Below are 26,230 nucleotides of genomic sequence, written 5' to 3' on the forward strand. Positions count from 1 at the left end.
CCTTGCTATAATATATTATATCCGCATTTTTGTGAAAAATCAACGCAAACGAAAAATAAAAATCTATATAGAGGATTTAAGAGAACAGTCGCGTGGAGAGGATATGCGGTGGGAGTTTCGGTAATGATAAAAAGCAAGCCTGGGAAACAGTTCGCCGCTGCTTCCCAGGCACTTTGCTTACAGGTTCTGACGGATGATCCGGGTAATAATACCTACGGCCACACCCCGCTCCATATCCAGACGGGTGACGGCAAAAGATACATCGTCCTTTTTGCCGGGCATCCGGTAGTCATAGCAGGAATGGGCTACCGCATTGACGCCATTGGAGAGACGCACATAGACAACGCCCTTGTGGACATCTGTGACACGGCCGGCATACTTGCCTTGGATACGGCACTTCTGCAGGTTGTCCCTGTCGGTGTTCTCGGAAATACTCTTGATGTCAGCCTTGATGCCCAAGTCCTCCAAACTGTTGCGCCGCACGCTGAGAATACGGACCAGCACCTCGTCGCCTACGGAAAAACGCTCATGGGCGTCACCGATCCAGTCCCAGGCAAGGTCACGGGCAAGAATGGAGGTTTCAACGCCGAAAACTTCCACGCGCACAACCTTTTCGGCCACTGCAATCACACGCGCCTGGACGATGCGGCCCTCATAGACACGGTACATACCGGCAGCATCCGTATCCAGATAGAAAATCTGGCGTTTGCGCAGCATGGCCTCCTTGCGGCTGGCAACTACGCTGCGGGTTTTGGAGTCGATACCACGCACGATGAAGTCAATGTCAGCGCCGAGCATGTTGCCGAGGATTTTATTTTGGCGCAGCATAAGGTCGGTATATTCCTGACCGGAAGGGCTGCGGCCCAGATTGATCATCATTTCCTTGATAGGGATAATGACACGGAACCCCTTGTAATCCACAACTGCCACCGTCTTGCGGTTGTCCAGCTGTTCAATGCCGCCCAGCTTGCCGGTGATGATCTTGCGGGTGCGGTAGGCATTATGGATCTCATGCCAGATTACATCATCACGGTCTTCGGCAGTCTCGACATCATCCCGGCTGCGGATGGTAAGGACGGGGGCCTCGCCGCGCTGGGGGCGGGGCTGGCGCCGGGGAGGAGAAGGAGTGGGGGCAGGAGCGGCGGCTTCCTCCACGGCAGGAACGTCAGGCTCCACAGCAGGTTCCTCCGTATCAAGAATAGAGTCGGCTGTATCCGCCGACTCTGTTGTTTCGGCAGGAACTTCCTCTGTGACAGTTTCTTCAGGAGCAACTGCTTCTTTCTTCTTTCGGCTGGTACGCTTGGGCTTGGGAGGTGCAGGGGCTTCCTGCACAGCGTCGGCGTTATTTTCGTAAACATCAGGCGGCTGCACATCAGAGTCTTCCGGCATATCAGTGGGAGCAGTGCTTTGATCATCTGTTTCAGCAGGCGTATCCCCGAACATTTCCTCCTCGGTGAGCTCAGGAAGGGGATCTTCAGCCATATCTTCGGCAGAGGTATCCTCCAGGGGCTGATCCATCTGCCCCAGCAGTTCATTCAAATCCAGACCATCGCCAGTGTCAGCAGGAAGGGATTCAGGTTGAGCGGTATCGGCCGGCAGAGTTTCGCCTTCCGACATAACGGTTTCGGTAACAGGAGCGTCCTGTTCCAGAAGTTCTTTTTTCTTGGTTGCCATAGATTAAAACCTCCTATGAATTTGATAGTTTTGTTTAAGACAGGATGGAATCCTTGTCTGCGGTGATAATGCCTTCCGGCGTACCGGCAGATTTAGGGGCCGGAGCCTCTTTGGGTGATTTATCCGTGGGGGATGCCGGCTTGGTGGCTTTGCGCTTTGCCGGTTTCTTTGCTGCAGGAGCCGGTTTCGGCGCGGGCTGCGGTGTTTTGGCGTCTTCTTCTTCCAAGCGGCGCCATTCCGGTACATGGGCAGATGCTTTGCAGGAACGCAGGTACTTGGCTTCCGGGTGTTTGGAGTAATCCATTTTGTCTACCTGCAGAACCTTCTTGCCGCGGATGATGATGAGCGCCTGATCCAGCGGGAGCCGCAGGACTTCATCAGGAGTAAGTACAGGGCGTTTTCCAACACCGGAGGTCTCACGAAACTCCGGTGTATAGTTGGAGATACGCCAGGTGCCCAGCTGTTTGGATTTACTGGATACTGCTACAGAGGCAAGCCCTGTCCTGGCAGAAATAAATTCGGCAGTAAGCTGGTCTGTACAGCCTAAAAACAACTGCGCGTCACAGTTTCCAATGATCTCCTGCCACAAATTCTGCGGGTATCTGTTCTGCAATCCTGCGAGATTTTGGAACACACAGGACATGGAGATATTCCGGGAGCGTATTACGCTGAGCCGGCGGGAGAGGTCGGGGATCGTGCCGCACGCTGTCAGTTCTTCCCCAAGGATATGGACGGGCACAGGCAGTTTGCCGCCCTCGCAGTTGTGGTCTGCATATCGCACCAGTTTGATGAAGCAGAAAGATAGAAACAGCGAGGCCAGAAAATCAAAGGTGCTGTCCTGGTCGCTGGTAACGAGGAAGTAGGCACAGGGCTGCTGACCCGGAAGCTCCAGATCGATCTCATTCTTAGCGGTAATTTTTTTGATCAGCTCAGACTGGAATACCTGCAGGCGGCTGCCCAGACCGATAATCACGCCGCTTCGCACTGTGTCGCTGGCCTGCTTGAACAGGCTGTAGGGTGCTTTGGCAGGGTGCGTGGAAGGAAGCGCCTCGAACAATGTGTCAAGTTGGGATTCCCCATTGAGAGTCAGCAGCCGGTAGACTTCGCCAATGTTGCGGTTTTCTTCCGCATAGCCTTGATCCACATACAGTACCAAGGCCTTGAGCAGATTCATCTCGCAGGCATCCCAGAAATGGTCGCTCTTGCCGTTGTTCGTGGTGTTCTTGATGATGACATCTACAAAAAGCTGGGCCATTAGTTCCTGTCCCTCAACTTCGGCAAGGCAACACCAGGAATCTGAGTTTTCAGGCGAAACGAGGTTGAATACCTTGACACAATAGCCCCGGCTGCGGAGAAATTCGCTTGACTTCTCGTACAATTCCGATTTGGGATCGCAGATGATCAACGATTCTCCGGCGCCATTTTCGCCTCGGACAGTGGCCTGAAGGATACGGTTCATACAAAACGAACGGGTTTTCATGGAACCACTGGCACCGTAGACTGCCAGATTACTGTTGATTCTGGTATCTTCCGGTATGCAGACTGCTTTGCCATCCAGCATACCCAGTACAACACCCTTGTGTTTGCGCAGATCGGGCACCAGATCCAGTACGCCGGACATTTCTTTGCGGGACATCCAGCCGGAGGTGCCATAAGTGCCTTTGGCGGAGTAGGAGAAATTACGGTCTTCATCATACTCGCCGGCATCACCATATCCCATGCGCATGACCATGATGAGCAGCACTGCTAACAAGCCAATGCAGATCAAAATGCCATACACGCCATAAGGCGGTCGGAGCACAGAGGAAAGGCAGAGAAGGAAGTCGGGCGAAGCGGCCAGCGGTGAAGTACCATCGCCGGGAATACCGCCGCCCTGTTTCCAGGTTGCATAGTTACCCAAAAGCTGTGCCAGAAAGCCGCCTGCGTATAGGATTGCAAGAATGGCAAAGGGCGCTGCAATCAGGCTCACGATCAGTTTTTTCTTGTTTATGGGAACAACCTCCCCTCGAATTTTGTGAAGTCAATGGTCTGGAAGCGCATCCGGGAACCGCAGTAGCTGCGAAGTACCTCTGCCTGGAAGTCAAAGCAGATCAGTGTGCCCGGGCGCTCGGATAGTTCGAGAGAGGTGTTAAAGCGTGCGATACGGGGCAGATCGCAGAAATAGCCAAATAGGACTGGTGAGCCATCCGGTGAAATGCCGTCATGCTCAATAGCCAGTCCGGGCTGCCTCGCAGTAAGACCTTGGAGCAGAATGCGATCCAGCTCCGCAGTTTTCCCAGGGTCGCACAACAGTGCAAGTATCACCTCCCCCTGATGGTCGTTGGTAAGATAAAGAAAATGCTCATAGCTGCCATCCAGCATGAAGAAATCATGTTTGCGTCCTCCGGTGCTGGTCAAAATCTGGTAAGCCAGATCCATGCTGTTGCCCAGAATCAGTCCATGAACATCCTCATGGCGAAACTGTGGGGACAGGCGCTGTTGGCAGATTACGCTCCAAATCAATGCCTTGACCCGCATTTCCGATTTGTAGCGCCACTTCATCAGGGCGCTGCTGCTGTTGTAGGTCACGAAGATGCCGGAGGGCGCAAGGAGTATTCCAGTGGAGCGGGAACTGCGGATCTTCGTGGTGTCGATCCCCATTTCTTTCACTTCTCTGGAACTGAAAAAAGCAGGATAGACAATCCTGCCGCCAGCGTAACCCTCCGGCGCAAAAATTGCCGGTTTTTCATCCCGATACACACATACACCCGCATTATCCATGGTCATATAGGTTTCTGCCAGGCGGTGTAGCCGGAGTCTTCGGTCAATTTCGCATTTCAAACGGTTGGTGTCGGTATCTCCCGTCAGGTAGCTGGCAAACCTGTCCGGTCGGCTATCCAGTAGAGTGGCTTTGGCTCGCGGCCCCAGACGGTAGCCGCGCAGTTTATCCCGGTAATAGGTACGCAGCAGCCCGTCTTTTTTCAGTGCAGTGATAACAGACTCCAGATAATATGGACTGCCGGGAAGTCTGTTAAGCTGGTCTGTGGGGAACTCGCCGGAGATGGCAGTCAGAGAGAGAAGCTTGTACGCCATCGTGTCTGGCTGTGGGAATTTCCCAAGTGATCACCTCCTTGTGGTGTGTGGCTTTTACCGAGACTGCAAGGAACTTCGGTAAAAATCCGTGGTGTAACGACAGAAAAAAGCCCCGAAATCCGGGGCGAAATACGATGTTGCGGCAGGTCGGACAAGCAATGGCTGAAAATGCTCAAAAATCCGAGATGGATTTTAGGGTGTTTTCATGCTCAGCAAGCCAGGCGGGAAACCGCTTTTTTTCCATGACACTGATTCTGGTACAGTCCTTTTCGCCCAGCGCAGCGGTGTTGTAGGCATCGCAGAGCAGGCCGGTATCGTCAGCCATGACGAAGGTGGAGAGGACATCCAGAAGCTGCTTTTCTTCCAGATTGTCGTAGTCACGGATACGCCGGGTGGGAAGGCACTGGTCATAAACCTGCGTAAAGCACACCACACAATCGCTGAAGTGGGGCATGGGATGCTCTTTGGCGTATTGCTCCAATGAGAAGTAGAACGGGTCGAGCAGAAACTCAGTGTTTTGCCTCTGCTTGCGTTTTGGGAGCAGGCCAGGCAGGGTGACCTCCAGTACACCGTCCTCATAGACAACCTCAATTCCGTGTACAATACCGGCGGATGTCAGGTAATCGCCTTTGCGGATGGTGGTGCTGGAATATATCAAATGCCGTAGCCTGCAGGCAATTTTCTCTGCCCGCAGGGCGGCATCAGTGGATAAGACTTCATAGTTGTCCGGATAGCGCTGAATATCCGTGGTATCCATCGCGTAAAGAGCATTGCTCAAACGGGATATATCATCAAGAATGCTTCCAATCCGGTGTGAGATGATTTTTCGTTCCAATCAAGTTCCTCCTGTTTTTTTAAAGTAATGCACCTGGCCCGCTGCATCCACGGTGCAGAAACCGGAAATGCCAGGGCAGTCAATGCGGCGAATGTCTTCCGGATTATCGACCAAAATGATGCGGCGTCCACCGCTGCGGTCATCCCGAAGCGCATGGTTGATCAGGGCCTCCTGGCCGGAAGCTGCGTAGACGATTTCGTATAGTTCACCGTTTGCAAAGAAGATAAGCTTGACCGGAAAATCACCGGGAGCATGGTATTCCACCTGCCCGATAAAATCCAAGAGTACCCAGGCAGCCCGTATCAGGGAGCTGTCCGATTTTGCTGCCCAACCAGATGGAAAGTAACCGCCTGTATCAGTTTGAAAAATACGGCCCTGCTTTTGCAGATGGGAGAGCAGGGTCTTGATGATTTCTTCTTTGCCAGGGTGAAAGCAAAGAAGCTGCTGCATATTGAGACCGGGATACATCGTGACGATCCGCAGCAGAGCCGCAGCTTCATTTCCATAGATTTCAGCCCTGGTCTTCATGGGTATCACCTCCAATGGCGTAATATAGGCGTATTCAAGACGCATTAAATAGGAAGGAAAGCCAGTCAGTGTAAGCTAAAAAGATGATCTGGCTGGCAAAACTGGCTTTTAGGCGTAATACAGACGCAAAGCAGACGCATAGCGGCGTCTGGCAGGAAAGTTGCACATGGGAATCACCTCGCCTTTCAAATTGTTATATCTGCTGTTCGGCAGATGTGGATTGTTCACGGCGTTTTCGCTCTACGATTTCACGCAGCTCGCGGCGGTCGGTAGTGATCAGATCCTTTTCCAGAGGGCTGGCTTTGAACTCCACCATAATATTGTTGTTATTGGTAGAAATCAGACCGTGACCTCTTTCAAAGTGAGTGATCTCCATTGTTTCAGCATCGGACAGGTGCAGGGCTTCCTGTACCCGCTGGGCTTCGTCGTCCTCCAGATTCAGAATGATCTTGGTCTTGGAGTTGTTGATGATGCCCTTACCAAATCTGCCGCCGTCAAGGTCAAAGAAATCGGCAAGATCCTGGCTTGCAAAAATCGAGGCGCCGCCGTAACCGCGTATGGTTTTGGCAATTTCCAAAAGAAAATCGCCGGCCAATCTTACACCAGCAGCACCGGCACCGGATAGAAGCTGCCAACACTCATCAATGAAGATGGCTTTTTCTTCTGTACGGTCGGCTTTGGCTCTGTCCCAAACAAAGTCCAGCGCCACAAACATACCTACGGTGAGCAGGTCTCCGGTGAGGGAGGAAATATCCAAAACAGTGTACTTGTTGTCGAGCCGAACATTGGTCTGCTTATTGAAGGTGCTGGCGCTTCCGTTTACCAGACGGTTTAGGATGTGGGCCATGCGCATCGTTTCCTTGGAGGTTTTCAAAATTTCGTACAGGTCACCAAGCACCGGCATCTCACGGTACTGGCCGGGCTGAGCAGGGTCTTCCAAAGAGGCGTTATCATGAGTGATGCCTTTTGTGTTATAGGTACGAACAAGGGCTTCGTCCAAAAGCTGTCGTTCCTCGTGAGACATATCGGGGATCAGCAGACTGAAAAATATGTGGAGCTGCTGGATCTTTGCTGCAAGTTCAGATAACTGGATGCCTGGACCGTCCAGAAGTTCATTCACCGAGCGGTCTACCCGCCGAATCTCCATGACATTGATGCAGTGGGGACTGGCCGGTGAAATCTGGATAAAGGAGCCGCCCACATTGGAGCAGGCGCGATGGAATTCATGGCCTTTTAGGGGCGCAACAATGAAAATGGGGATATTTTTCCGCCTCATTCGCAGCGCCATCAACTGCATGGTAAAGGTTTTGCCGGCTCCGCTCGTGCCAAGGATCGACATATTGGCGTTCTTATAGACCGCAGAATTGAAGATGTCCACGATAATAAGGGAACTGTTGTACTTGTTGACACCCAGCAGGATACCGTTATCATCACACATCTCATAGGATGTAAAGGGATAACAGCTTGCCGCACCGCCTGTCAGCAGGTTGCGCTTACCCCGCTCATACAGTTTCTTTTCCATTGCCACCAATGGCAGGGCAGATAAAAACGCCTGTTCCTCTCGAAAATGGCAGGTGCAGGCGTTCATGTCCTGTGAGAGCAGGAGCTTTTTCATTTCACTGACCTTCCATTCCAAGTCTTCCTCGTTGGAGGCAGTAATGGTAATCAGCAGATTCAAGTAGTAGAAGTCCTCGTTGTTGGCAAGGCCCTCTTTGAGAAAGTACCCGCTTCGGATAGCGCCATCAATGTCATCAAAGTCGGTGTTGGTGTCGCTGGCGTCCTTGATTTTGGAACGGTTGATACGCAGCTGCTGTCCGACTTTCTGGATGATGGTTTCTTTGGGCTGACGGGAGAGGAACATATCCATATCGATCCCATCACCGGCATTGACGATAAGACTGAGCCAGCCGGCTGGAACCTGCGTTTTGTAGCCATCAGAGGGCACCAGCAAATAAGCATAATACAGACCGTCAATGCAGATATGGTGACCATGCGTGAAGTCAATGCTTTTTGGCGCACAGAATTCGGTGGCAGGGATATGGTCGATCTCACTGTCGCGCCCTTTGGCAAGGTACTCAGCCACAACCTCCTGTGCCCGGACGGAGAGCGGCTTTACAGCACTTTCATTTCTACAGAGCAGGTTATAGAGGACATCTACGGTAAACTCATCCCAGTTTTCCGGAACGATGACCTCGTTACCGCACTGACGGAGGTAGTTGGTAGCAGTATGGACTGCACTTTGCAGGGCATTGATTGCCTCGCCTTCTTCATCAGAGCGCTTGGTGTTGCTCCACGGCTCATATTCAAAAATCAGGAAGAAACGTCGGGTAATTGCCTCACGGGAACCGATCTGTTGAACGAACTGGAGGTAGTCTTCCTGCATGAGCAGACACTGTTCATTGGTCTCCTGTTCCATCTCCTTCCGAACGGTATCCAGATGGCGGTTGATCTCTGCCCGACGTGTTAGTACCTTGATTTGCAGCTTGATGGGGCTGATTTTCAAGTAGGACACAAAGGAATAGATGATGTTCCGCTGTTCCTGGGCGCTGCGCAGCATAAAATTGATGGGTACTACCTCGACGACCTTGACATAGCGGTGGTCCTTCGTGTAGATGATGCCGTTTTCAATTTTGGAAATCGGCAGATAATCTGCTACCGGGTTAAGGCAGGCGGGCTTCGGCTCCTGAGTGCGGATAGGGCGTTTTACTTTGCGCTCTTTGGAGACCTTCTTTTTTTGCTTGGCGGCTTTCTTCTCCTTGGCAGGCTTCTGCTTTTTCACAGGACGGAGTTTTTGGCGGATCTCGTAGCTACGAACTTCATCAAACTCCGCTGGGAAATCCTCTCTGCCGGAGCGCCGTGACCGCCTGGGAGCCTTATCGGGCTTGTGTGCCTTCTTTTTAATATGCTTGCCGCCATGCTCTGCCGCAGGAACCGCATCTTCTGCGCTGTTACCGCCTACAATGCGGCGGTTTCGCAGGTACTTTATGAAAATCAGCAGAAAAGAGGAAAGGCTCTCACCGGAAACTCCGATAAGCGCCACCAATGCTGCTGGCAGTGCGGTCAGGCACAAAGCGATGATACGGGCAGTCAGGCCAAGAGGGAGCAATGAAAAAACCGGCACACCAATGGCAAATGCCAGGATGCCGGCTTCAATCACATTGCGGGCTTTGAACATACCACCGAAGAAGGTGCCTGACTCGATGAAATTCGGTGGTATTATGTAGGTATCTCGGTCGATTTTATGATTCATGATTAACCTCGTTTCCGAAGCCGGGCGGGCACATTAGCCGATAATCCAGAACGGACCGCCAGCTCCAGCGCGCCGGCTGGCCTCATTTAAGATAATGGACAGATCCCAGAGCTGTTCGCTCCGTGTGTAACTGGCAGGGTCAGCCACCATGATCTTGCCGTCTTTTACGCCACGCAGGACAATGAAGTGACCGGAAGAGGTAAAGTGGCCTTCAGACATGATTGCTACTACCAGTTTACCATTAGCCAGTGCGTCTGTGATGCGCTGTGGTTCCGCAGTGGTACAGCCGGAAACCGGAAGCCCCCATTCCCCAGCGGCGGCAGGTATCAGCGCATGGTAAGAACCACTGCTTTTACACCAGTAGCCGTTGTTGTAAGACCACTCGGCCATCTCCACAGGGTCAACCATATCGTCCGTCAGAGAGGACACCACGATTGCCATAGCGGTAGGTCCGCAGCCATAACCGCCAATATTGTCCGTACCATATGCTTTACCGGCATAGCGTTCATCCAGTTGATTGTAGTAAACAACAGGTGTGATCCCGTCGGTGAAAGTAACATCGCCCAGAGCGGTGATGCTGTTTCCGGTCCACGCTTCCAGATTTTGCAGCAGACCATCGCCCAAGAACAGGCTTAGGTTGGAAGCGTAATCAGATGCAAGCTCCTTTTGGTCATCGGTAAGCTGGAATACAACATCAGAAAAATAGGACTCACCGTTGTAACGGACAGTATAGACCATCCATGTTTCGGACACCGTTGTTTCTTCCCCAGTCTCCGGATCAGTCACGGTGCTATCACGAATCTCTTGCTTGCTGGTGTAGGAATATAGATGCTGCTTGTTTTCCCGCAGGGTGGCGGCAAGGTCATTCAGAGAAATGCTTTCAAAATCCTTGTCTTTGGCCGCACAATACTGAGAGATAAACAGGTTGGCGTTATAAATGGGACCGCCGGAATAGGCATTTTTGACCTCCATATGGTCGGCTCCCGATGCCGCAAAGTCAGCTTCGATCCGGGCAAGTACATCATCCAGTGCCTCGCCCAAGATGCCGTTGAGGGTAAAGGTGATCTCGTTGGCGTTCTCAATAATCGCTGTTTCGCTATTCAAAATCGGAATTTCGGGGTCAGATGGCGAAGAGGCATTGGTCAGTCCGCCGAAAATAAGACCGGGGAGCATGAGAACAAATAATACCGGCAGCATAAGCAGGGCAATGACTGCCACAATGATTTTCCCGATATGCTTCCGGCCTGCCCACACTGCGCCTGCAACTGCACCGTAAGGACCGCCTGCGGCAGCGCCTTTGGCAGCGGAGGAAATAGCTTTTCCGGTTTTGATTGCGCCGCGGATGGTATGCGCTGCGGAGGCACCGGTCTCCACAGCTTCGGAAAAACTGCTTTTTTGATCTTCTGGCATTTATATCTTGTCCTTTCTCCTCGGGGCTGGAGGCAGCTTTTTGACAATGGACTCGTTGAAGGCGATAGAACCGTCAGGAGCCATATAGGGCGATTTGTCAACAGCATCCACAGCGTACTGCTTATACCATGCTGTGCCATCCACGGCATGAACGGTGGTGTACTGGCCTTCCGGGGCAACATATTGGTCTGCGTGGTACATACCAAAGGAGATGCCTTCGGGATGTTCCTCGGTCACTTCTGTTCCGGTGATGCGGCCGCCGCCGATTTCGACATTTTGGAAGGTTGGAATATTTTCAGCTCCGGATTCCAGTGCCGCATATCCCATGTAAGAGTGCAGGGCTTCGGCGGCTTTTTCACCGGAAATGGAACCCATCTGGCTGATACTGCCCGTGGCTACGCTGCCGATTACATTGTTGGCAAAATTGCCGCCCTTACTGACGGAAGAAGCGTACATATGGCCGCCGATCCCTCCGGCTGCAGCATCGCCTAAAAGACTGCCAAGACCGGAAGGCTTGGAGCCGGGAGTTGTGGTGGCTGTTTTGATGGCGCTGTTTGTGACTTTTCGGCTCACCACTCCAGCAAGACCGCCGCTGGCAAACCCTGCTCCAAAGCCGCCGCTGCCTTTACCACCGTTTGAGTTGACATTGGTGGAACTGCTGTTTCTCCCGCCGCCAAAGTGGTGACTGGAAAAGTTCTTGATGCCGCCGATGCCTCTGGCAGCAATCATAGCCTCAGCCAGCATGCTGCCGCCGGTATGTCCTACATTGACACCAAGACTGGAGAGGAAGGAATCGATTTTCTGGCCGACTTTGAGAAAGCCGATAGCACAGAGAAACCAGATAAACACATTGCCGGAAACGGCTTCTTTTCCCACAGCGTCTACCTGAGCCTGCACATCGCTTTCGGAGATAGCGGCAAAAGCCGGCTGGCAGAGCAGGCAGGAGAGAATTGCGACTGTAAAGGCCGCAAACAAAATTTTTTTGAGTTTCTTCAAGGATAAGACCTCCTTACAACGAAAGCGGGTTCGCAAGGAAGGACCCCACCATGCTTGTGAACAGGCGCAGGCACCAGGCGTTCATGACCAATAGGAAAATTTGACCACCAAGCATCCGGCACCAGGATTTCCAGATGTTTGCTGTGGTCTGGCTGGCGCCCATAGAAAAAGCCACAGGAGCCGTGTAGACCAGTACACCGAGCAGCACATACCGTTCGGCTGCCTCGAACAGAAGTTTTAGGTAGTTCCAGGCCAGGATGAGAACCAAAATCAAGGTAATCAGCGCCACAGCCCCATTGGCACACACACCGATGATGACCAACATCACGGAATTGAAGTCTGCAAAGCTTAATGCAGGAAGGTCGGACTCCATGATCCAGTGGTAGGGGGTGCCGCCGATGGTAAGAACAATATTGACGATCTCATCTGAAAAGAGCGTCAGCAGGATAAAAATAACGGAACGGATACTCAGCTTTACCGGGTCTTCTGCTTCCACACCTGCGCCAAGACCGAAGTTTTTGAATAACTGCCAGACCCAGTTGAGCAGGATGATCCCGATTGCCAGAGCCACGAAAACAGAGTACATAGTCTCTGCTGCGGGAAAATAACGCAGAAATACAGCCATATCACAGCCCAGCGCACCCAAAACCGATGTGGTCACCAGATCAAGACCGGCCATTACCTGTTCTGCGATCCATTCCACTATGCCGTCTAAAATGCCCATAAATGCAAGCCTCCTTTCCGGCGAGCAGTCAGACGGTCAATCAGCCTGTCCATTGTCCACCACTAAAGAGCGGTGTCACATACGCCATGATAAAGCCCAAGCCATTGAGGATAGCCCAGGTGATACAGATTCGTTTGAGCCAGGCGCGGCTTTCATCTACCGTCCGTCCGGAACGGGAGAAGTTCATGAGCAGCAAGGCTACCGAAGCAGTGACGATGGCGGCGATAGTGGAGATGGCAAGGATTTGGGTGTATACATCCTGCATGATCTCTTTGGCCTTGGTCCATACATCTGTTGCCGCATAAGCCGGCTGGCAGAACATCATGGACATCATCACACACAGGAAGGCGCTGTAAGCCACTTTGGGCAGCGAAAGCCTGCGCTTGGACTGGGTATCCGGCTCCTGAAGCTGCGGAGTTTGAGGGGTTTTCGTTTTCTTCAATTTGCGATCCTCCAATTCTGAATGATTTTTTGATGCTCAATAGGGAACAGAAAAACCCACACCTGTCAAAACAAATGTGGGCTTTCAAATGGCCGGGCGGCCATCTGGGCAGCAAAAAAGCACCCTGATGAAAGGTGCCGTTACTGTCCTGTTCGGTTTTGGGTGCAAGTTTGAGCATATTCAGTTTAACACATCGGTATTTACACTGAAAGAGCAGAACCATGCCAATTTTGTTCCCGAATTGTGCCAATTATTTGCCCGATTGTCCGGAAGGTGATTTTGTCTCTGGAAAGAACTGTTCCAGCATGTCTAAACTGTCCTTGGAGGTATAGCCCCAAAGGACGGAACTGAGGGCTTCAATAGCTTCCCGGCGTTTGCGGTAGTAGGTTCTGAAACTGATGTCACGAATATGCGGTCGTAGGGTCTCGATGATTTCCTCAACATTTTTGAGCTGCTGCGGCGAGAGGAAGGAGTAGTACAGCAGCCAGTAATATGCCTCACCGTTTTTGTGCTTGGTACGCAGCAATTCGATTGCGGAATCCAGCAGCTTGAGCATTTTGTGGCTGCGTTCAATGCATTTGGCATGGTGCTCGATGTCACTTCCGGCCAAATCAGCGCCAGCCAGATAGACTGAATCCAGAAAATCCTCGATGGAGGTGCCATACTCGATCTCAAACTTGGTGCGGACATGCTGGACAGAAAGCTCCAGGCTCCACACAACATCCCGGTATTTTTTCAGCAGTTTCCAGGTATCATGGTACAGGGGATTATCAGCAACATCAGGTTCAACAAATTTTCTCATTTCAGGTTCCTCCTATTTTCGTGCTCCTCAAAGGGAGTGAGTGTAAGTTCAAAAGTGGCGATTGAAGCGTTTGTGCCGCAGAGGATGGTCAGACCAAAGTGGGCCGTAGATTTCCCTCGCGCACGCGGAATCAACTCTTCCCAGCAGTCGTCCGATAAGGGATATAACTTATAGCGGGAGAGCGGACAGGAAAAGCAGGAAATCCCTTGCGTAGATAGGATGTCAGCCATCTTGCGGAGTATCGTTTCAATGTGCGATTTTGAAACGCTGGAAAGTGCATCCGAAACAATGACCTCATGCTCAGAGATGGAATGGCTCTCTTCGGTTTCAGCAGTTTCCGGAAGCTCCAGATGAATGTTTAAGGTCATGGCAACTTCCTCCTTGTCGATTAAAACATCGGAAATCTCAAACATGGTGGACAGGTAGTTCTGCAGGTAGATCACGCTTCCATGCCGGCCGGGAAACGACATGATAGAGATATACCCAAGACCGTCCAGCTTTTTCAGTATCCGGCATACGGTGGCGCGTGACAGCCCCCAGCGGCAGGAGAGTTCGGTATAACTGACTAACGGGTTTCCTGTACCATTGCGAAAGTAGGCTACCGGACCGACCTCTGACCCCTGCACCTGCGTATCGTTGTAGACAGCGGATATCCACAGATCCAGAATGATGTCCATTTCAGAGCAGCGGGCAGAGCTGACCAGTTCCAGGGCAACAGAGACTGGAAGGAAGAAAAAACCGGTATCCTTTTGGCATGGGGCATTGTACTCCAGTGCGGAATTGTGGCGGGCCCAGTGGAGGATTTTATATTTGACTACATTGCCACGGCCCAGCAGTGTATAGGAAATCAAGTGCTGCTTCTGAAGGGTATCCAGCATGGACAGCGCCTGCCGATGAAAGCGGGTGCGGAACCAGCAAGACAGTTCCTTGACGGTGCACACCCATTCGCCGGGCGAGACTGTATAACTGATCCCGTCAATACGGCGGTATGAGGTGCGGAAGTTTGCATAGCTGCAAAGTACAGTAAAATGAAAAAGGCCGGAGCCTCCGTTTATGCGGATGCTCCGGTCGTTGATCAGTTTGTGGATGAACTCACGATAAATCCGGCATCGTGGGTAATCTACCACTTGTTTAATTTGAAGTTGGTATTCAGGCATGGCAGTCTCCTCTTTACTAATTATTAAAGGTAGGGAAATAAAAGTCATAAAATGTTTCAATAAAAACCGTTGACTTGGATGGGCTTGGAGGTTATCATATAATATATATGCGTCTGCGATTAAACAAACAAGCCGTTCTTCATGTAGAGATTATGGTGGATACGGCATACTGGGATAGCATAGCAGAATGCTGCCATTCCTGTGCCAGTAATATGCCATAACAGACGCACTACAACTTTCTACAATTTTTCTACAACTTTTGAGGCGAAAAGGACGGCACAAGAGGACGCAAGACGAATGAAAAAAGTTTCACGAATCGAGTATTGTGCGAGTTTTGAACCCTTACAGAGCGGCATGGGGCAGGATGGAGAGAGCAAAATTTTATTCCCGACAATGAAGCCGCTGGACTGATTGCGGGTGCACAAGGCAGAATAACCGTGTATACGCGAGATTCTGCAGATGGCTTACAACAAATTACCACAGGCTTGCAGCAAAGGAAGCCTTGGAAATGTACAGATTGAATTTGGGCAATCGACCCGTCGAGAAATCGGCGGGTCTTTTTTTTGCCCATCGGAGGCGCGGCGGTGTGTTCTTTTCGCAGCCTTGCAGCTGCACAGCGTTTCACGCCGGTATCCCATTTCAACTTGTTTTACAGGAATATTCGCCGCAAAAGCGCTCCGGATACGGTGTATAGTCTGTGTTTTCGCCTGTTTTGGCAGAAAAAAGGTGAAATTCCTTGAAATACCGTCCGCGAAGTGCTATGCTATTCTTATATAATGCCGTTTTGCGGCGAGAAATGAGGAAAAAGAAGGGCAGTCTGTCGGGGAGAGGCGGCTGTCACGGGTAAGGAGAATTGGTTGATGAAAACGAGAAAGCGGAAGCGCGGTCTGTCCTTCCTGCTCGCGGTACTGGTAACAGCGGCATGTCTGCTGACCGGCTGCGGCGCACAAAAGAGCGAAGCGCAGGAGGACGCGGAAACCATTCAGGTCTATCTGTGGAACACCACGCTGTACGAAAAATATGCCCCCTATATCCAGTCGCAGCTGCCGGATGTGAATATTGAGTTCATTGTCGGCAATAACGATCTGGATTTTTACAAATTTCTGAACGAGAACGGCGGCCTGCCGGACATCATTACCTGCTGCCGCTTCTCGCTGCATGACGCCGCGCCGCTGAAGGACAGTCTGATGAACCTCGCCACGACCAACGAGGCGGGCGCGGTCTACAACACCTACCTCAACAGCTTCAAAAACGAGGACGGCAGCGTAAACTGGCTGCCGGTCTGCGCGGACGCGCACGGCTTTGTGGTCAACCGCAGTCTGTTCGAGAAATACGGCATTCCGCTGCCCACCGATTACGACAGCTTTGTTTCCGCCTGTCAAGCGTTTGAAAAGCGCGGCATCCGCGGCTTTGATGCGGACTATTTCTTCGATTACACCTGCATGGAAACGCTTCAGGGACTTTCTGTCTCCGAGCTTTCCTCGGCGGAAGGCCGCAAATGGCGCACCGCCTACAGCGACCCGGCCAGCACCGAGAAAGTCGGTCTGGATGACACCGTTTGGCCGACCGCATTCAAGAACCTCGAGCAGTTCATCCGCGACACCGGCCTGAACGCCGCTGACCTGACGCTGACCTACGATGACATCATGGACCGGATGCGCAGCGGCGAGCTTGCCATGTTCTTCGGCAGCTCTGCTAATGTTAAAATCCTGCAGGATGAGGGCATTGATACGACCTTCCTGCCGTTCTTTGGGCAGGACGGGCAGCAGTGGCTGATGACCACCCCGTATTTTCAGGTTGCGCTGAGCCGCAATCTCGAGCAGGACAGCGCACGCCGCGACAAGGCGATGCAGGTGCTCCGTGTCATGCTCTCCGAAGAAGCACAGAACCGCATCGTCTATGACGGACAGGACATTCTGAGCTACAGCCAGAACGTCAGCCTCCGTCTGACCGATTATCTGGAGGACGTGCGCCCGGTGGTCGAGCAGAACCATATGTACATCCGCATCGCCTCCAACGATTTCTTCTCGGTCTCCAAGGATGTGGTCTCGCGCATGATCGCGGGCGAATACACAGCAGAGCAGGCGTATCAGGCGTTCAACGCGCAGCTGCTTGCGGATGAGCCCGCCGCGGATGCGGCTGTGCTGACCTCGGACAAGGGCTATTCGAACGTTTTCCATGCGGACAGCGGCAATGCCTCCTTCTCCGTAATGGCGAACACGCTGCGCGGCGTGTATGACACCGATGTGCTCATTGCTGCGGCGAACAGCTTTACCGGCAGCGTGCTGGCGGCAGACTACACCGAGAAAATGGCTGCCTCTATGATCATGCCGAACGATCTGCGCGCGTATCAGCGCACGATGACCGGCGCGGAGCTGACCGAGACCGTCCGCGCCTTTGTCGAGGGCTGCGAGGGCGGCTTTACGCCGTTCAACCGCGGCTCTCTGCCGGTGGTCAGCGGCATCGCCATCGAGGTCAAGGAGGAAAACGGCGGCTTTACGCTGACCGGGATCACGCGGGACGGCAAACCGCTCCGCGAGGACGAGACCGTAACCGTAACCTGTCTGGCGACAGCGGGCAGCATGGCGCCGCTGTTTGCGGACGAGAGCCGTGCCTTCGAGGGCGGCGACACGAGAGTTCGGGACACCTGGAGCGCGTATGTCTCCGAGGGGAATGCCGTACTGGCGGAGCCGGAAAACTATATTACATTGAGGTAAACGGAAATGGCAGATAAAACACGCGGAAGCAAAATAAAATACCGCTTCCTGAAAAAATGGCGCCGCCCTGCCGCCGCACTGTTGGCTCTGGCGGTGCTGCTCGGCGGCATCTGCTATCGGTATTTCTTGTTTATGTCGCAGACGGTCTATCGGGAGAGCACCTCGCATCTGTCGGAGATCCTGCGTAAATCCGACAATATGCTGAACCATCTGGTCAGCCGAAACCAGATGCTGCTGCATCTGTGGAACGATTTTCTGAAAAACGCCTCGAGCGAAGAACAGATCCGCTCCAGTCTGAACGAGATGCAGAAGGAGACCGGCTGCGCCGCCCTCTACTTCCTCGCCTCGGACGGTAGCTGCATGACGCAGGACGGCGAAAAGAGCAGCCTTGGCTCGCAGACCGATCTGGACACGCAGCTTTTCGCCGGAGAGGACGTCGTTGTGAATGCGGTGCTGCCCGGAAAGCCGCAGATGCTCGTGTTTGCCTGCCCGGAGATGAGCGGCACCTACCGCGGCTTCGCCTATGATGCGATCGCCATCGCCTACTATAATGGTACGGTGCTGAACGCGATTGACAACTCCGCATTCGAGGGCACGAGCCACAACTATGTTGTCTACCCGGACGGGCGCGTTGTGCTCGACAGCGAGGCTGACGGTGAGAACGGCAGCGAGGAATCGGTCTATAATTTCCTCGCGGAGCTGCGCAGCAGCTCCAATCTGTCCGATAAAGCGTTCGACGCGCTGAGTGACGATTTCGCGCAGGGCAGGGACGGAAGCAAGATGCTGACGCTGCATGGAACCCGGTACTATCTGGTCTACGAGAACACAGGCATCCAGGACTGGATCATGCTCAGCCTTGTCCCGGTCAGCGTTGTTAACGCCAGCATGGATACGCTGTGGCACCGGACGGTCGAGATCGTGACCGCTATTGCGTGCCTGCTTATGGTGCTGCTTATCGCGCTCATCGTGCACAGAAGCCGCGATGCACTGCGTCGGAGAGATACTGAGATCCTGTACAAGGATGAGCTGTTCACCCGGCTCTCACGCAACGTGGACGATGTTTTCTTCATGCTGGATGCCGAAACCTCCCGCACGGACTATGTCAGCCCGAACATCGAGCGGCTGCTGGGCGTGCCGCTCGAGCAGGTGCAGCAGGACATCCGTGCACTGCGGGCGCTGCACCCGAAGGACTCTCCCGACCACGATAAGAACTTCCTCGCGGGGATTCAGTGCGGCGAGCAGAGCGAATGGGATGCCGATTATGCCCATCAGCAGACCGGTGAGCGCCGCTGGTTCCACATCGTCGCCATGGGCAGCGAGGTCGCAGGCCGGACCAAGTACATCCTCGTGATGTCCGACCGCACGGCTGACCGGAAGATCAATCAGGCGCTTTCCGAGGCGGTCGCGGCCGCCGAAGCCGCCAGCCGCGCCAAGAGCACCTTCCTGTCCAATATGTCGCACGATATTCGCACACCGATGAATGCGATCATCGGCTTTACCACCCTTGCGGTCAGCAATATCGACAATCAGGAACGGGTGAAGGACTATCTGACCAAAACCCTCTCCTCGAGCCGCCACCTGCTCGCGCTCATCAACGATATTCTGGACATGAGCCGCATCGAGAGCGGCAAGCTTCATCTGGAGGAAACCGAGGTCAACCTCGCCGAGATGCTGCACGATATCAAGACCATCGTCAGCGGACAGATATACGCCAAGCAGCTCGAGCTTTATATGGATGTGCTTGACGTTGCCGACGAGGACGTTTACTGTGACCGGACGCGCATGGGGCAGATCCTGCTCAACCTGCTGTCCAACGCCATCAAGTTCACGCCGGCGGGCGGCACGGTTTCCGTGCGCGTCCGGCAGTTTGCCGGAACTGTGCGCGACTGTGCACAGTACGAGTTCCGCGTCCGCGACAACGGCATCGGCATGAGTCCGGAGTTCGCGCAGAAGATCTTTGAGCCGTTTGAACGCGAGCGTACCTCCACGGTCAGCCGGATACAGGGAACCGGCCTCGGCATGGCCATCACCCGGAATATCGTCGAGATGATGGGCGGCACGATCAAGGTGCAGACCGAGAAGAACCGAGGTACCGAGTTTATCATCTGCCTGCCGCTGCGCGTGCAGACCGGCAGCCGCCGCGAGGAAAAGATTGCGGAGCTTGCCGGCCTCAAGGCGCTGGTGGTGGACGACGATTTCAACACCTGCGACAGCGTGGCAAAGCTGCTGACCCGTGTGGGAATGCGTGCGGAGTGGACGCTCTCCGGCCGGGAGGCCGTGCTGCGTGCGCGGCAGTCCATCGAGTTGGGTGACCCCTGCCGCGCCTATATCATCGACTGGCGGCTGCCGGACATGAACGGCATCGAGGTCACGCGCCAGATTCGCAGCCTGAATGATGACACCCCCATCATCATCCTGACCGCCTACGACTGGTCGGACATCGAAGCGGAGGCGAAGGCGGCAGGCGTGACGGCCTTCTGCTCCAAGCCGATGTTCTTGTCCGACCTGCGCGACACCCTGCTGACAGCCATCGGGCACATGCAGACGGCGGAGGAGCAGGACATCCTGCCCGGGAAAAACGCCGACTTCCGCGGACGGCATATCCTGTTGGTTGAGGATAACGAGCTGAACCGTGAGATCGCAATGACAATCCTGCACGAGTACGGTTTTCTGGTCGATATCGCCGAGAACGGCGCGGTCGCGGTGGAAGAGGTCCGCACCGCGGACCCGGGCCGCTATGATCTGGTGCTGATGGATGTGCAGATGCCGGTCATGGACGGCTACACCGCCACCCAGCGCATTCGTGCGCTGAAGGACTCGGCGCGCGCCGCAGTCCCGATCGTTGCCATGACGGCCAACGTGTTTGAGGAGGAGCGAAAGCAGGCGTTCGACTGCGGCATGAACGGCTTTTTGTCCAAGCCGATCGTGGTTGAGGAGCTGATCGACGCGCTGAAGGGCATTATGCACTGACCGCGCCATGCGGATATATCAAAACCCGGAGTACCGGCCGAAAACGGCTGACGGTACTTCGGGTTTTTCGGATATGCAGAGGAAAATAAATGCCGCTGCGCCGCAATCTTCGCTTTCTTTTTGGGTCGGGAAATAGTATAATTATGGCATGGGAAAAGGAATGAATACATTTTACCGAAGGAGGGGCAGAACATGAAAAAGCGATCAAGAATTGCTCTGCTGACCGCACTTCTCACCATAGTGTTCGCGGCAGGCATTAGCGTTTACAGCAACTACATCGGAATGCAGATTTATCAGGAAAGCTCGAATCATCTGCTCGAAAGCTATGCGCAAATCTCTAAGACCTTCACGCTGTTCGTGCAGCGAAACTGGACCGTGCTGAGCCAGTGGGACAGTCTGATGAAGAATGAGAAGGAGGATGCGGATGTTGACAGCATCTGGTCGGATGCGCAGAGCAACAAGCTGTCGTGGCATTACAGCGACTTCTATCTGTTCAACGAGAGCACGCAGTATCTAACAGCAGATGGGCGAAAGGGCAGCGCCGACAGCATCGACGGCGTTTTTCAGGAGATGTACAGCAAGGGCGAGCCAATCGTCTCCACCTATACGGCAACCTACGGCGTGCCCAAGATCGCGTTTGCGATGCCGATGAGCCGCAATCTGACGCTGGACGGCGTGACCTACACCGGTATCGCGGTCAGCTATGACACGGATATGGTCGATGATCTGGTTGACGGCAGCATGTACGGCGGACAGAGCGACTGCTATGTGGTGCGCTCGAACGGCGACATCGTGCTGAAGCTTGAGCCGCAGACCGAGCTGTGCGCGGGAATGACCAACCTGTACGACCTGTCCAACCACGCTGACTGGAAATATGGCAGCATGGACGATATCAAGGACTGCATTCAGCTTGGCAAGAGCGGAAGCGCGCAGTTCACCTGCGATGGGACGAGAAACTATCTGGTCGCGATGCCGACCGCGTTTCCGGACTGGTCACTCGTTGGCATCATCCAGGCGGATGAGGTGGACGGTGCACTGTATGACGTGCAGAATTCCTCGCTCATCCTGCTCGGCGCACTCTGTTTTTTCACCGTCATCATCGTGGTGCTGGCGCTGGGGATGGAGAGCCGGCTGCGCCTTAAGAACGAGGAAATGGAGCGGCTGAACCTCGAGCGCGAAAAGATGAAAAGCGACCGTTTCCTGCAAAGCATGAGCCGCATCGTCGATCGCTATGCGGTCGTCAATCTGGATACCGGACGCTACCGCTATCATGAGCTGCGGTTCGATCAGCCGATCTATCCGACCTCCGGGCAGTATTCGGAAATGGTCGAAATTATCTCTAAACGCTATGCCGCGCTGACCGATACGGAAAACGCCAAGCTCTCGCGGCTGCTTACGCCGGACTATCTGCGCAGCGTGCTCCGCAAACCGGATGACAATCTCAAAATCGAGTATTGCAGCCGGACGGAGAACGCCTATATGGTGATGACCGTCCTCCCGGTCGAGTGGCACGCGGACGGCACGGTCTCCGTGATCATGCAGGTTGTGCAGGATATCGGGCAGAAGGTCGAGCTGGAAAACATGGCAAACACGGACAGCCTGACCGGCCTGTTCAACGAGCGCTATTTCAGCCGGGTCCTGAACATCTGTGAGGCGAAAAAGCTGCCGTTTGTGCTGTATTACCTCGATCTCGACCGTTTTAAGCCGATAAACGACACCTACGGTCACGCCATGGGAGACCGGCTGCTCAAGGAGATCAGCGCGCGGCTGCTGCGCTGCATCCGCAGCCGGGACTACGCCTTCCGCATCGGCGGCGATGAGTTCGCGCTTATCGTCAGCGCCGATATGGACGAGGAGCAGCGCAGCCGCATGGCCGAGCGCATCCAGACTATGCTCTCTGCGCCCATCGTTATCGAAGGAAAACTGCTTTCTGTCGGCGTCAGATGCGGCTGCGCCTGCTATCCGGAGGACGGTGACGCTTCGCAGGTGCGCATCACGGCGGACAGTCGCATGTACGCGGAAAAGCAGCACCATCACGAAGACGACCGGACGGAGGAACAGTCATGAAACACAAAACCCTGCGGTGCACCGCAGAGACAGCCGCCCTGCTGCTGACCGTGGCAATGCTGGCGTTCCTCATTGCCGGACTGCATCAGCACGAGCCGGACAGGGAGCTTTCCACCCTTGATACCGGCTGGTATCAGCTGACGGACGGCGTGCGGCACGAGGTTGCGCTCCCGGTCACGCTTCCGGCCGCGCCGGAACAGACGCTTACCTTATATAACGACACGCTGACCGACAGCGATGCCGGAAAGCTGCTGTCCGCGCGCGGCGTGGAATACGGCATCGAGATCCGTGCAGGCGAAACGCTGCTCTATCGCTACGAGGACAACGCTTTTCCGAAAAACACGCAGATGAAGGGTCGCCTGTGGGCGGATGCGGAGCTTCCGGACAACATCGGCGGACAGACACTCAGCCTGACCTTTACGCAGCTTTCCGACCGGACCGGCAGGTTTGACGCGCCTCTGCTCGGCTCGGTGCGGAGCATCACCGGTCACCATATCCAGACCTCGCTGTTTTCCCTGGTCATGATGCTCGCCATGGTCATCCTTGCCGTGCTGGCGCTGCTGATCTTCTGCTACATGAGCAGTCGCGGCATCCACGAGCGCCGCTTCCTCGATGTGGCGGTCTTTCTGCTGCTGTGCAGCCTGTGGTGCCTGACCGATTCCGCTCTGTATCAGATTTATGGACGGGACACTGCCGCCGGAAGCGTCGTTTCCTTTTACGCCTTTATGCTGATGTCTATCCCGATGGTGCATTTTGTCCGCAACACGGTAAGCGGCAGACAGCAGCTTGTTCCCGATATATGCATTGCGCTGTTCTGCGCCAACGTGCTCGCACAGGGCGCGGCGTACCGGCTTTTCGGCATCCGGTTTATTGATATGCTGCCGCTGACGCACCTGATTCTGGCGGCAGGTGTTGCAGCGATGCTGATCGTGCTGCTCCGGTCGTACCGCGAGCAGCCCTCGCAGCAGCTTCGGCTGCATATTGCGGCGTTTGCCGCACTGGGTGTGTTCGGCGTGGCCGCGCTCGTCCTGTACGGCCTGCTGCACATCTACTGGTACGATGCGATATTCCAGTTTGGCGTGCTGCTGTTCATCATCCTGATCTTCCGTGAACTGATCGGACAGGCGACCGAGGATATGTGCTTTCACATGGAGCACCGTATCAGCCATCAGATGCAGCGCGAGGACCGTATGACCGGTCTGCCGAATCGCCGTGCATTCGAGGAATACATGGAGCGCATCCGCACCGGCGAGGTCGGATGCCGCGACGCGGTGCTGACCTATATCCGGCTGGAGGGCCTGAACGAGCGCAATGACTGCTTCGGCCTTCAGGCAGGAGATGAGGCGGTCATCGCCGCCGCGCGATGCGTTGCAGACTTTTGCCGCGCGTGCGAGGACGGAGGCGAAAGCGTATCGTGCTTCCGCACCGGCGGAAACGAGTTCGCCCTTATCCGCCCCGAGCCAAGTGCAAATTCGGGGCAGCTGCACCGGCAGTTCAGCGCGATCGTTGCGCGGTACAACCGCACCTGTGTGCCGCGCGCCCGCATCACGATGACCTACGGCTTCAGCCGCCTGTGCGACGAGGACGGAAAATCACGCAGTATCAGCGCATGGAAGGCGGAGGCGGACGCCTATTTGAAGAGAAATGAAACCAGACTGGGAGGGGACACGGAATGACAACCAATCTACATTATCTGATCGCCGGGATGGCGGTGCTGCTGGTTGTTCTGTGGCAGTATTCTCATCAGCGGCAGATGGATGACCGGAACAGCCTCATGTTCCGCCGTCTGCTGACCGTCGTCAGTCTGGACGTTTTCACCGAGCTGGTGAGTACATGCTTCATTCTGTACGCTCCGTACAGTTTCGGCATCGGCCGCATGGTCTCGAACACCGTGTTCTATCTGTTTCAAGCGATTCTGCCGCTCATGCTGCTGTACTATGTCTGTACACTGTGCTCGAGCCGCGTGATCTCCACCGGAACCGTACTGCGCATGGGCATTCCGACTATCGCTCTGATCTTTATCATTCTGACCAACCCCTTCACCGAAAAGCTGTTCTATTTCGACAGCACCGGCTACTGCTACGGTCCGTGGTATCTGCTGCTGTACATCAGCGCCCTGCTGCACATCGCGGCGGTAGCGATTTTTGTCGCGGTGCACCGGGATGCGGTCAGCCGCCGCAATCTGACGGCGCTGCTTACGGTCTTTTTGCTCGCCGCCTTCGGCATCGCCGCGCAGGCCGTCAATCCCGCGGTGCTGACGACCGGCTTCGGCCTTTCGCTCAGCATCCTCGCAATGTATCTGACCATCAACAATCCCTGCGCGTGCATGGACAGCCTGACCGGACTGAATGACAAGCAGTATCTGCTGCGCCGCATGAACGAGTTGACCGACGCGCACAAGGCCTTTCACATTATCACGGTCTACGCCTACCAGCTTGACCACATGAACAAAGTCTCCGGCGTGCAGAGCGGCGACGAATTTCTGCGCCGCGCGGCAGAGCACATGCAGGAGATCGCGGGCAGGAACGTGTTCCGCGTGACAGGCAAGCGGTTTCTACTGCTGACGTTCTCGCTGCGCGAGTACGAAGCCTGCCTGACGAGTCTGCGGCAGGTGTTCCGCACGCAGCCGGATGACGAGCAGGCCGCTCCCTCGCCGGTCATCCTGTGCGGCGTGGTGGGCGCGGAAAAGCTGGGAACGGGCGGCCTTGTGCTGGATTATGCGGAATATCTCGAATCTCTCGCAGCACGCAGCGGCGGGACTGAGGTCATCCAGAACGACCGCAAGAACAGGGACAGCTTTTACTACAACAAGCAGGTCGAGCAGTTCCTGCACCGCGCGATCGACGAGGATCTGTTCGAGGTCTATTATCAGCCGGTCTATTCGCTGCATCAGCAGCGCTTTGTCACCCTTGAGGCGCTCAGCCGCCTGCGGCATCCCACACTCGGCTGGATTTCGCCGGATATTTTTATCCGCCTTGCGGAGAAGAATCACCTTATCAGTCAGATCACCGAGCTTCAGCTGCGGCGCGTCTGCCGTTTTCTACGCGAAAACCCGGCGCTCCGCGCGAGCATTGCGAACGTCAAGATCAATCTTTCGCCGCTCGATCTCATTCACAGCGATGGCGGAAGCCACCTGATCCGCATTCTGGACGAATACGGCCTGCCGTACTCCTGCTTCCAGTTTGAGATTACCGAGACGGTTGCGACCGAGTATTCCGCGAGCCTGACCCGGGTGGCGGAGAGCTTTCAGGCGGCCGGCATCGGCCTGTGCCTGGACGATTTCGGCTCGGGTTACGCCAACCTGAACACGGTCATGCAGCTGCCGTTCTCGGTCATCAAGCTCGACCGTTCGCTGCTGTTCCACATCTGCACGGACAAAAACGCCGCGATCTTCTACCAGAGCATCGTATCCGCCTTCTGCCGTCTCGGCTACCGCATCATTGCGGAGGGCGTAGAGACGCAGGAGGAGATGGAGCTGCTGCGGAGCTGGAACGTGGATATGATTCAGGGCTATTATTTCTCTCGTCCTCTGCCGCCGGGAGACCTGCTGCGGCTGCTGACCGAGGAAGACGTCGAACAGATGTGA

General features: G+C 54.6%; 17 protein-coding genes. 5 read left to right on the top strand and 12 right to left on the bottom strand.

Translation table 11 applies throughout. From position 1 onward, the window contains the following. Window positions 1–177 precede the first annotated feature (177 nt). The 12 genes from DWZ82_RS09120 to DWZ82_RS09175 all read right to left on the bottom strand — a co-directional run bounded on the left by DWZ82_RS09120 (window position 178) and on the right by DWZ82_RS09175 (window position 14,890). Window positions 178–1,674: a S1 RNA-binding domain-containing protein gene (locus tag DWZ82_RS09120; RefSeq protein ID WP_118480328.1), complete on the bottom strand. Its 1,497-nt coding sequence runs from the start codon at window positions 1,672–1,674 to the stop codon at window positions 178–180. Window positions 1,675–1,708: 34 nt separating this feature from the next. Continuing rightward, window positions 1,709–3,643, bottom strand: a complete 1,935-nt coding sequence (locus tag DWZ82_RS09125; protein WP_080908581.1) for a VirD4-like conjugal transfer protein, CD1115 family — start codon at window positions 3,641–3,643, stop codon at window positions 1,709–1,711. 17 nt (window positions 3,644–3,660) lie between these two features. Beyond that, window positions 3,661–4,746, bottom strand: a complete 1,086-nt coding sequence (locus DWZ82_RS09130; protein WP_118480330.1) for a hypothetical protein — start codon at window positions 4,744–4,746, stop codon at window positions 3,661–3,663. 172 nt (window positions 4,747–4,918) lie between these two features. Then, window positions 4,919–5,581 (bottom strand): DUF6100 family protein, encoded by a 663-nt coding sequence (locus tag DWZ82_RS09135; RefSeq protein ID WP_118024156.1) that lies wholly within the window; start codon window positions 5,579–5,581, stop codon window positions 4,919–4,921. After that, the gene (locus DWZ82_RS09140; protein WP_025529812.1) at window positions 5,582–6,109 is read right to left on the bottom strand and encodes a DUF5697 family protein; all 528 of its coding nucleotides are present in this window, start codon (window positions 6,107–6,109) and stop codon (window positions 5,582–5,584) included. Window positions 6,110–6,302: 193 nt separating this feature from the next. Continuing rightward, window positions 6,303–9,359, bottom strand: coding sequence for a VirB4 family type IV secretion system protein (locus DWZ82_RS09145; RefSeq protein WP_118480332.1), 3,057 nt, complete (start codon window positions 9,357–9,359; stop codon window positions 6,303–6,305). A 33-nt stretch (window positions 9,360–9,392) separates the two neighbouring features. Then, a complete protein-coding gene (locus DWZ82_RS09150) occupies window positions 9,393–10,769 on the bottom strand; it encodes a C39 family peptidase (protein ID WP_118480334.1) in 1,377 nt (458 codons plus the stop codon). After that, window positions 10,770–11,765, bottom strand: coding sequence for a hypothetical protein (locus DWZ82_RS09155; protein ID WP_118024153.1), 996 nt, complete (start codon window positions 11,763–11,765; stop codon window positions 10,770–10,772). A 13-nt stretch (window positions 11,766–11,778) separates the two neighbouring features. After that, entirely contained in the window at window positions 11,779–12,489 is a 711-nt protein-coding gene (locus DWZ82_RS09160; RefSeq protein ID WP_003499607.1) for a hypothetical protein, read from the bottom strand. Between the two features lie 40 nt (window positions 12,490–12,529). Further along, window positions 12,530–12,931 carry a hypothetical protein gene (locus tag DWZ82_RS09165; RefSeq protein WP_003499603.1) on the bottom strand — a complete coding sequence of 134 codons (402 nt, stop codon included), beginning with the start codon at window positions 12,929–12,931 and terminating at the stop codon, window positions 12,530–12,532. Between the two features lie 250 nt (window positions 12,932–13,181). Further along, a complete protein-coding gene (locus tag DWZ82_RS09170) occupies window positions 13,182–13,733 on the bottom strand; it encodes a hypothetical protein (RefSeq protein WP_118480337.1) in 552 nt (183 codons plus the stop codon). Further along, window positions 13,730–14,890, bottom strand: coding sequence for a MarR family transcriptional regulator (locus DWZ82_RS09175; RefSeq protein ID WP_118480339.1), 1,161 nt, complete (start codon window positions 14,888–14,890; stop codon window positions 13,730–13,732). The genes DWZ82_RS09170 and DWZ82_RS09175 overlap by 4 nt, the downstream gene beginning before the upstream one ends. Window positions 14,891–15,750: 860 nt before the next feature. Between DWZ82_RS09175 and DWZ82_RS09180 the strand changes: the two genes are divergently transcribed. From DWZ82_RS09180 to DWZ82_RS09200, 5 genes are all read left to right on the top strand, one after another. Beyond that, complete coding sequence (locus tag DWZ82_RS09180) at window positions 15,751–17,607, top strand: ABC transporter substrate-binding protein (RefSeq protein WP_118480341.1); 1,857 nt, start codon at window positions 15,751–15,753, stop codon at window positions 17,605–17,607. 6 nt (window positions 17,608–17,613) lie between these two features. Next, window positions 17,614–20,577: a hybrid sensor histidine kinase/response regulator gene (locus DWZ82_RS09185; protein WP_118480343.1), complete on the top strand. Its 2,964-nt coding sequence runs from the start codon at window positions 17,614–17,616 to the stop codon at window positions 20,575–20,577. Between the two features lie 192 nt (window positions 20,578–20,769). Continuing rightward, complete coding sequence (locus tag DWZ82_RS09190; protein WP_118480345.1) at window positions 20,770–22,644, top strand: sensor domain-containing diguanylate cyclase; 1,875 nt, start codon at window positions 20,770–20,772, stop codon at window positions 22,642–22,644. Beyond that, the gene (locus DWZ82_RS09195; RefSeq protein WP_118480347.1) at window positions 22,641–24,320 is read left to right on the top strand and encodes a sensor domain-containing diguanylate cyclase; all 1,680 of its coding nucleotides are present in this window, start codon (window positions 22,641–22,643) and stop codon (window positions 24,318–24,320) included. The genes DWZ82_RS09190 and DWZ82_RS09195 overlap by 4 nt, the downstream gene beginning before the upstream one ends. Continuing rightward, entirely contained in the window at window positions 24,317–26,230 is a 1,914-nt protein-coding gene (locus tag DWZ82_RS09200) for an EAL domain-containing protein (RefSeq protein WP_118480349.1), read from the top strand. Before DWZ82_RS09195 ends, DWZ82_RS09200 begins: the two co-directional genes overlap by 4 nt.

It is taken from the genome of Butyricicoccus sp. AF35-5AC (assembly GCF_003477715.1).
Taxonomy (GTDB): Bacteria; Bacillota; Clostridia; order Oscillospirales; family Butyricicoccaceae; genus Agathobaculum; species Agathobaculum butyriciproducens.

Excerpts from the sequence above, each read along its gene's own strand:
- DWZ82_RS09120 (WP_118480328.1), bottom strand. The coding sequence starts at position 1,674 with ATGGCAACCAAGAAAAAAGAACTTCTGGAACAGGACGCTCCTGTTACC.
- DWZ82_RS09130 (WP_118480330.1), bottom strand. The coding sequence starts at position 4,746 with ATGGCGTACAAGCTTCTCTCTCTGACTGCCATCTCCGGCGAGTTCCCC.
- DWZ82_RS09140 (WP_025529812.1), bottom strand. The coding sequence starts at position 6,109 with ATGAAGACCAGGGCTGAAATCTATGGAAATGAAGCTGCGGCTCTGCTG.
- DWZ82_RS09145 (WP_118480332.1), bottom strand. The coding sequence starts at position 9,359 with ATGAATCATAAAATCGACCGAGATACCTACATAATACCACCGAATTTC.
- DWZ82_RS09150 (WP_118480334.1), bottom strand. The coding sequence starts at position 10,769 with ATGCCAGAAGATCAAAAAAGCAGTTTTTCCGAAGCTGTGGAGACCGGT.
- DWZ82_RS09160 (WP_003499607.1), bottom strand. The coding sequence starts at position 12,489 with ATGGGCATTTTAGACGGCATAGTGGAATGGATCGCAGAACAGGTAATG.
- DWZ82_RS09170 (WP_118480337.1), bottom strand. The coding sequence starts at position 13,733 with ATGAGAAAATTTGTTGAACCTGATGTTGCTGATAATCCCCTGTACCAT.
- DWZ82_RS09175 (WP_118480339.1), bottom strand. The coding sequence starts at position 14,890 with ATGCCTGAATACCAACTTCAAATTAAACAAGTGGTAGATTACCCACGA.
- DWZ82_RS09180 (WP_118480341.1), top strand. The coding sequence starts at position 15,751 with ATGAAAACGAGAAAGCGGAAGCGCGGTCTGTCCTTCCTGCTCGCGGTA.
- DWZ82_RS09185 (WP_118480343.1), top strand. The coding sequence starts at position 17,614 with ATGGCAGATAAAACACGCGGAAGCAAAATAAAATACCGCTTCCTGAAA.
- DWZ82_RS09190 (WP_118480345.1), top strand. The coding sequence starts at position 20,770 with ATGAAAAAGCGATCAAGAATTGCTCTGCTGACCGCACTTCTCACCATA.
- DWZ82_RS09195 (WP_118480347.1), top strand. The coding sequence starts at position 22,641 with ATGAAACACAAAACCCTGCGGTGCACCGCAGAGACAGCCGCCCTGCTG.
- DWZ82_RS09200 (WP_118480349.1), top strand. The coding sequence starts at position 24,317 with ATGACAACCAATCTACATTATCTGATCGCCGGGATGGCGGTGCTGCTG.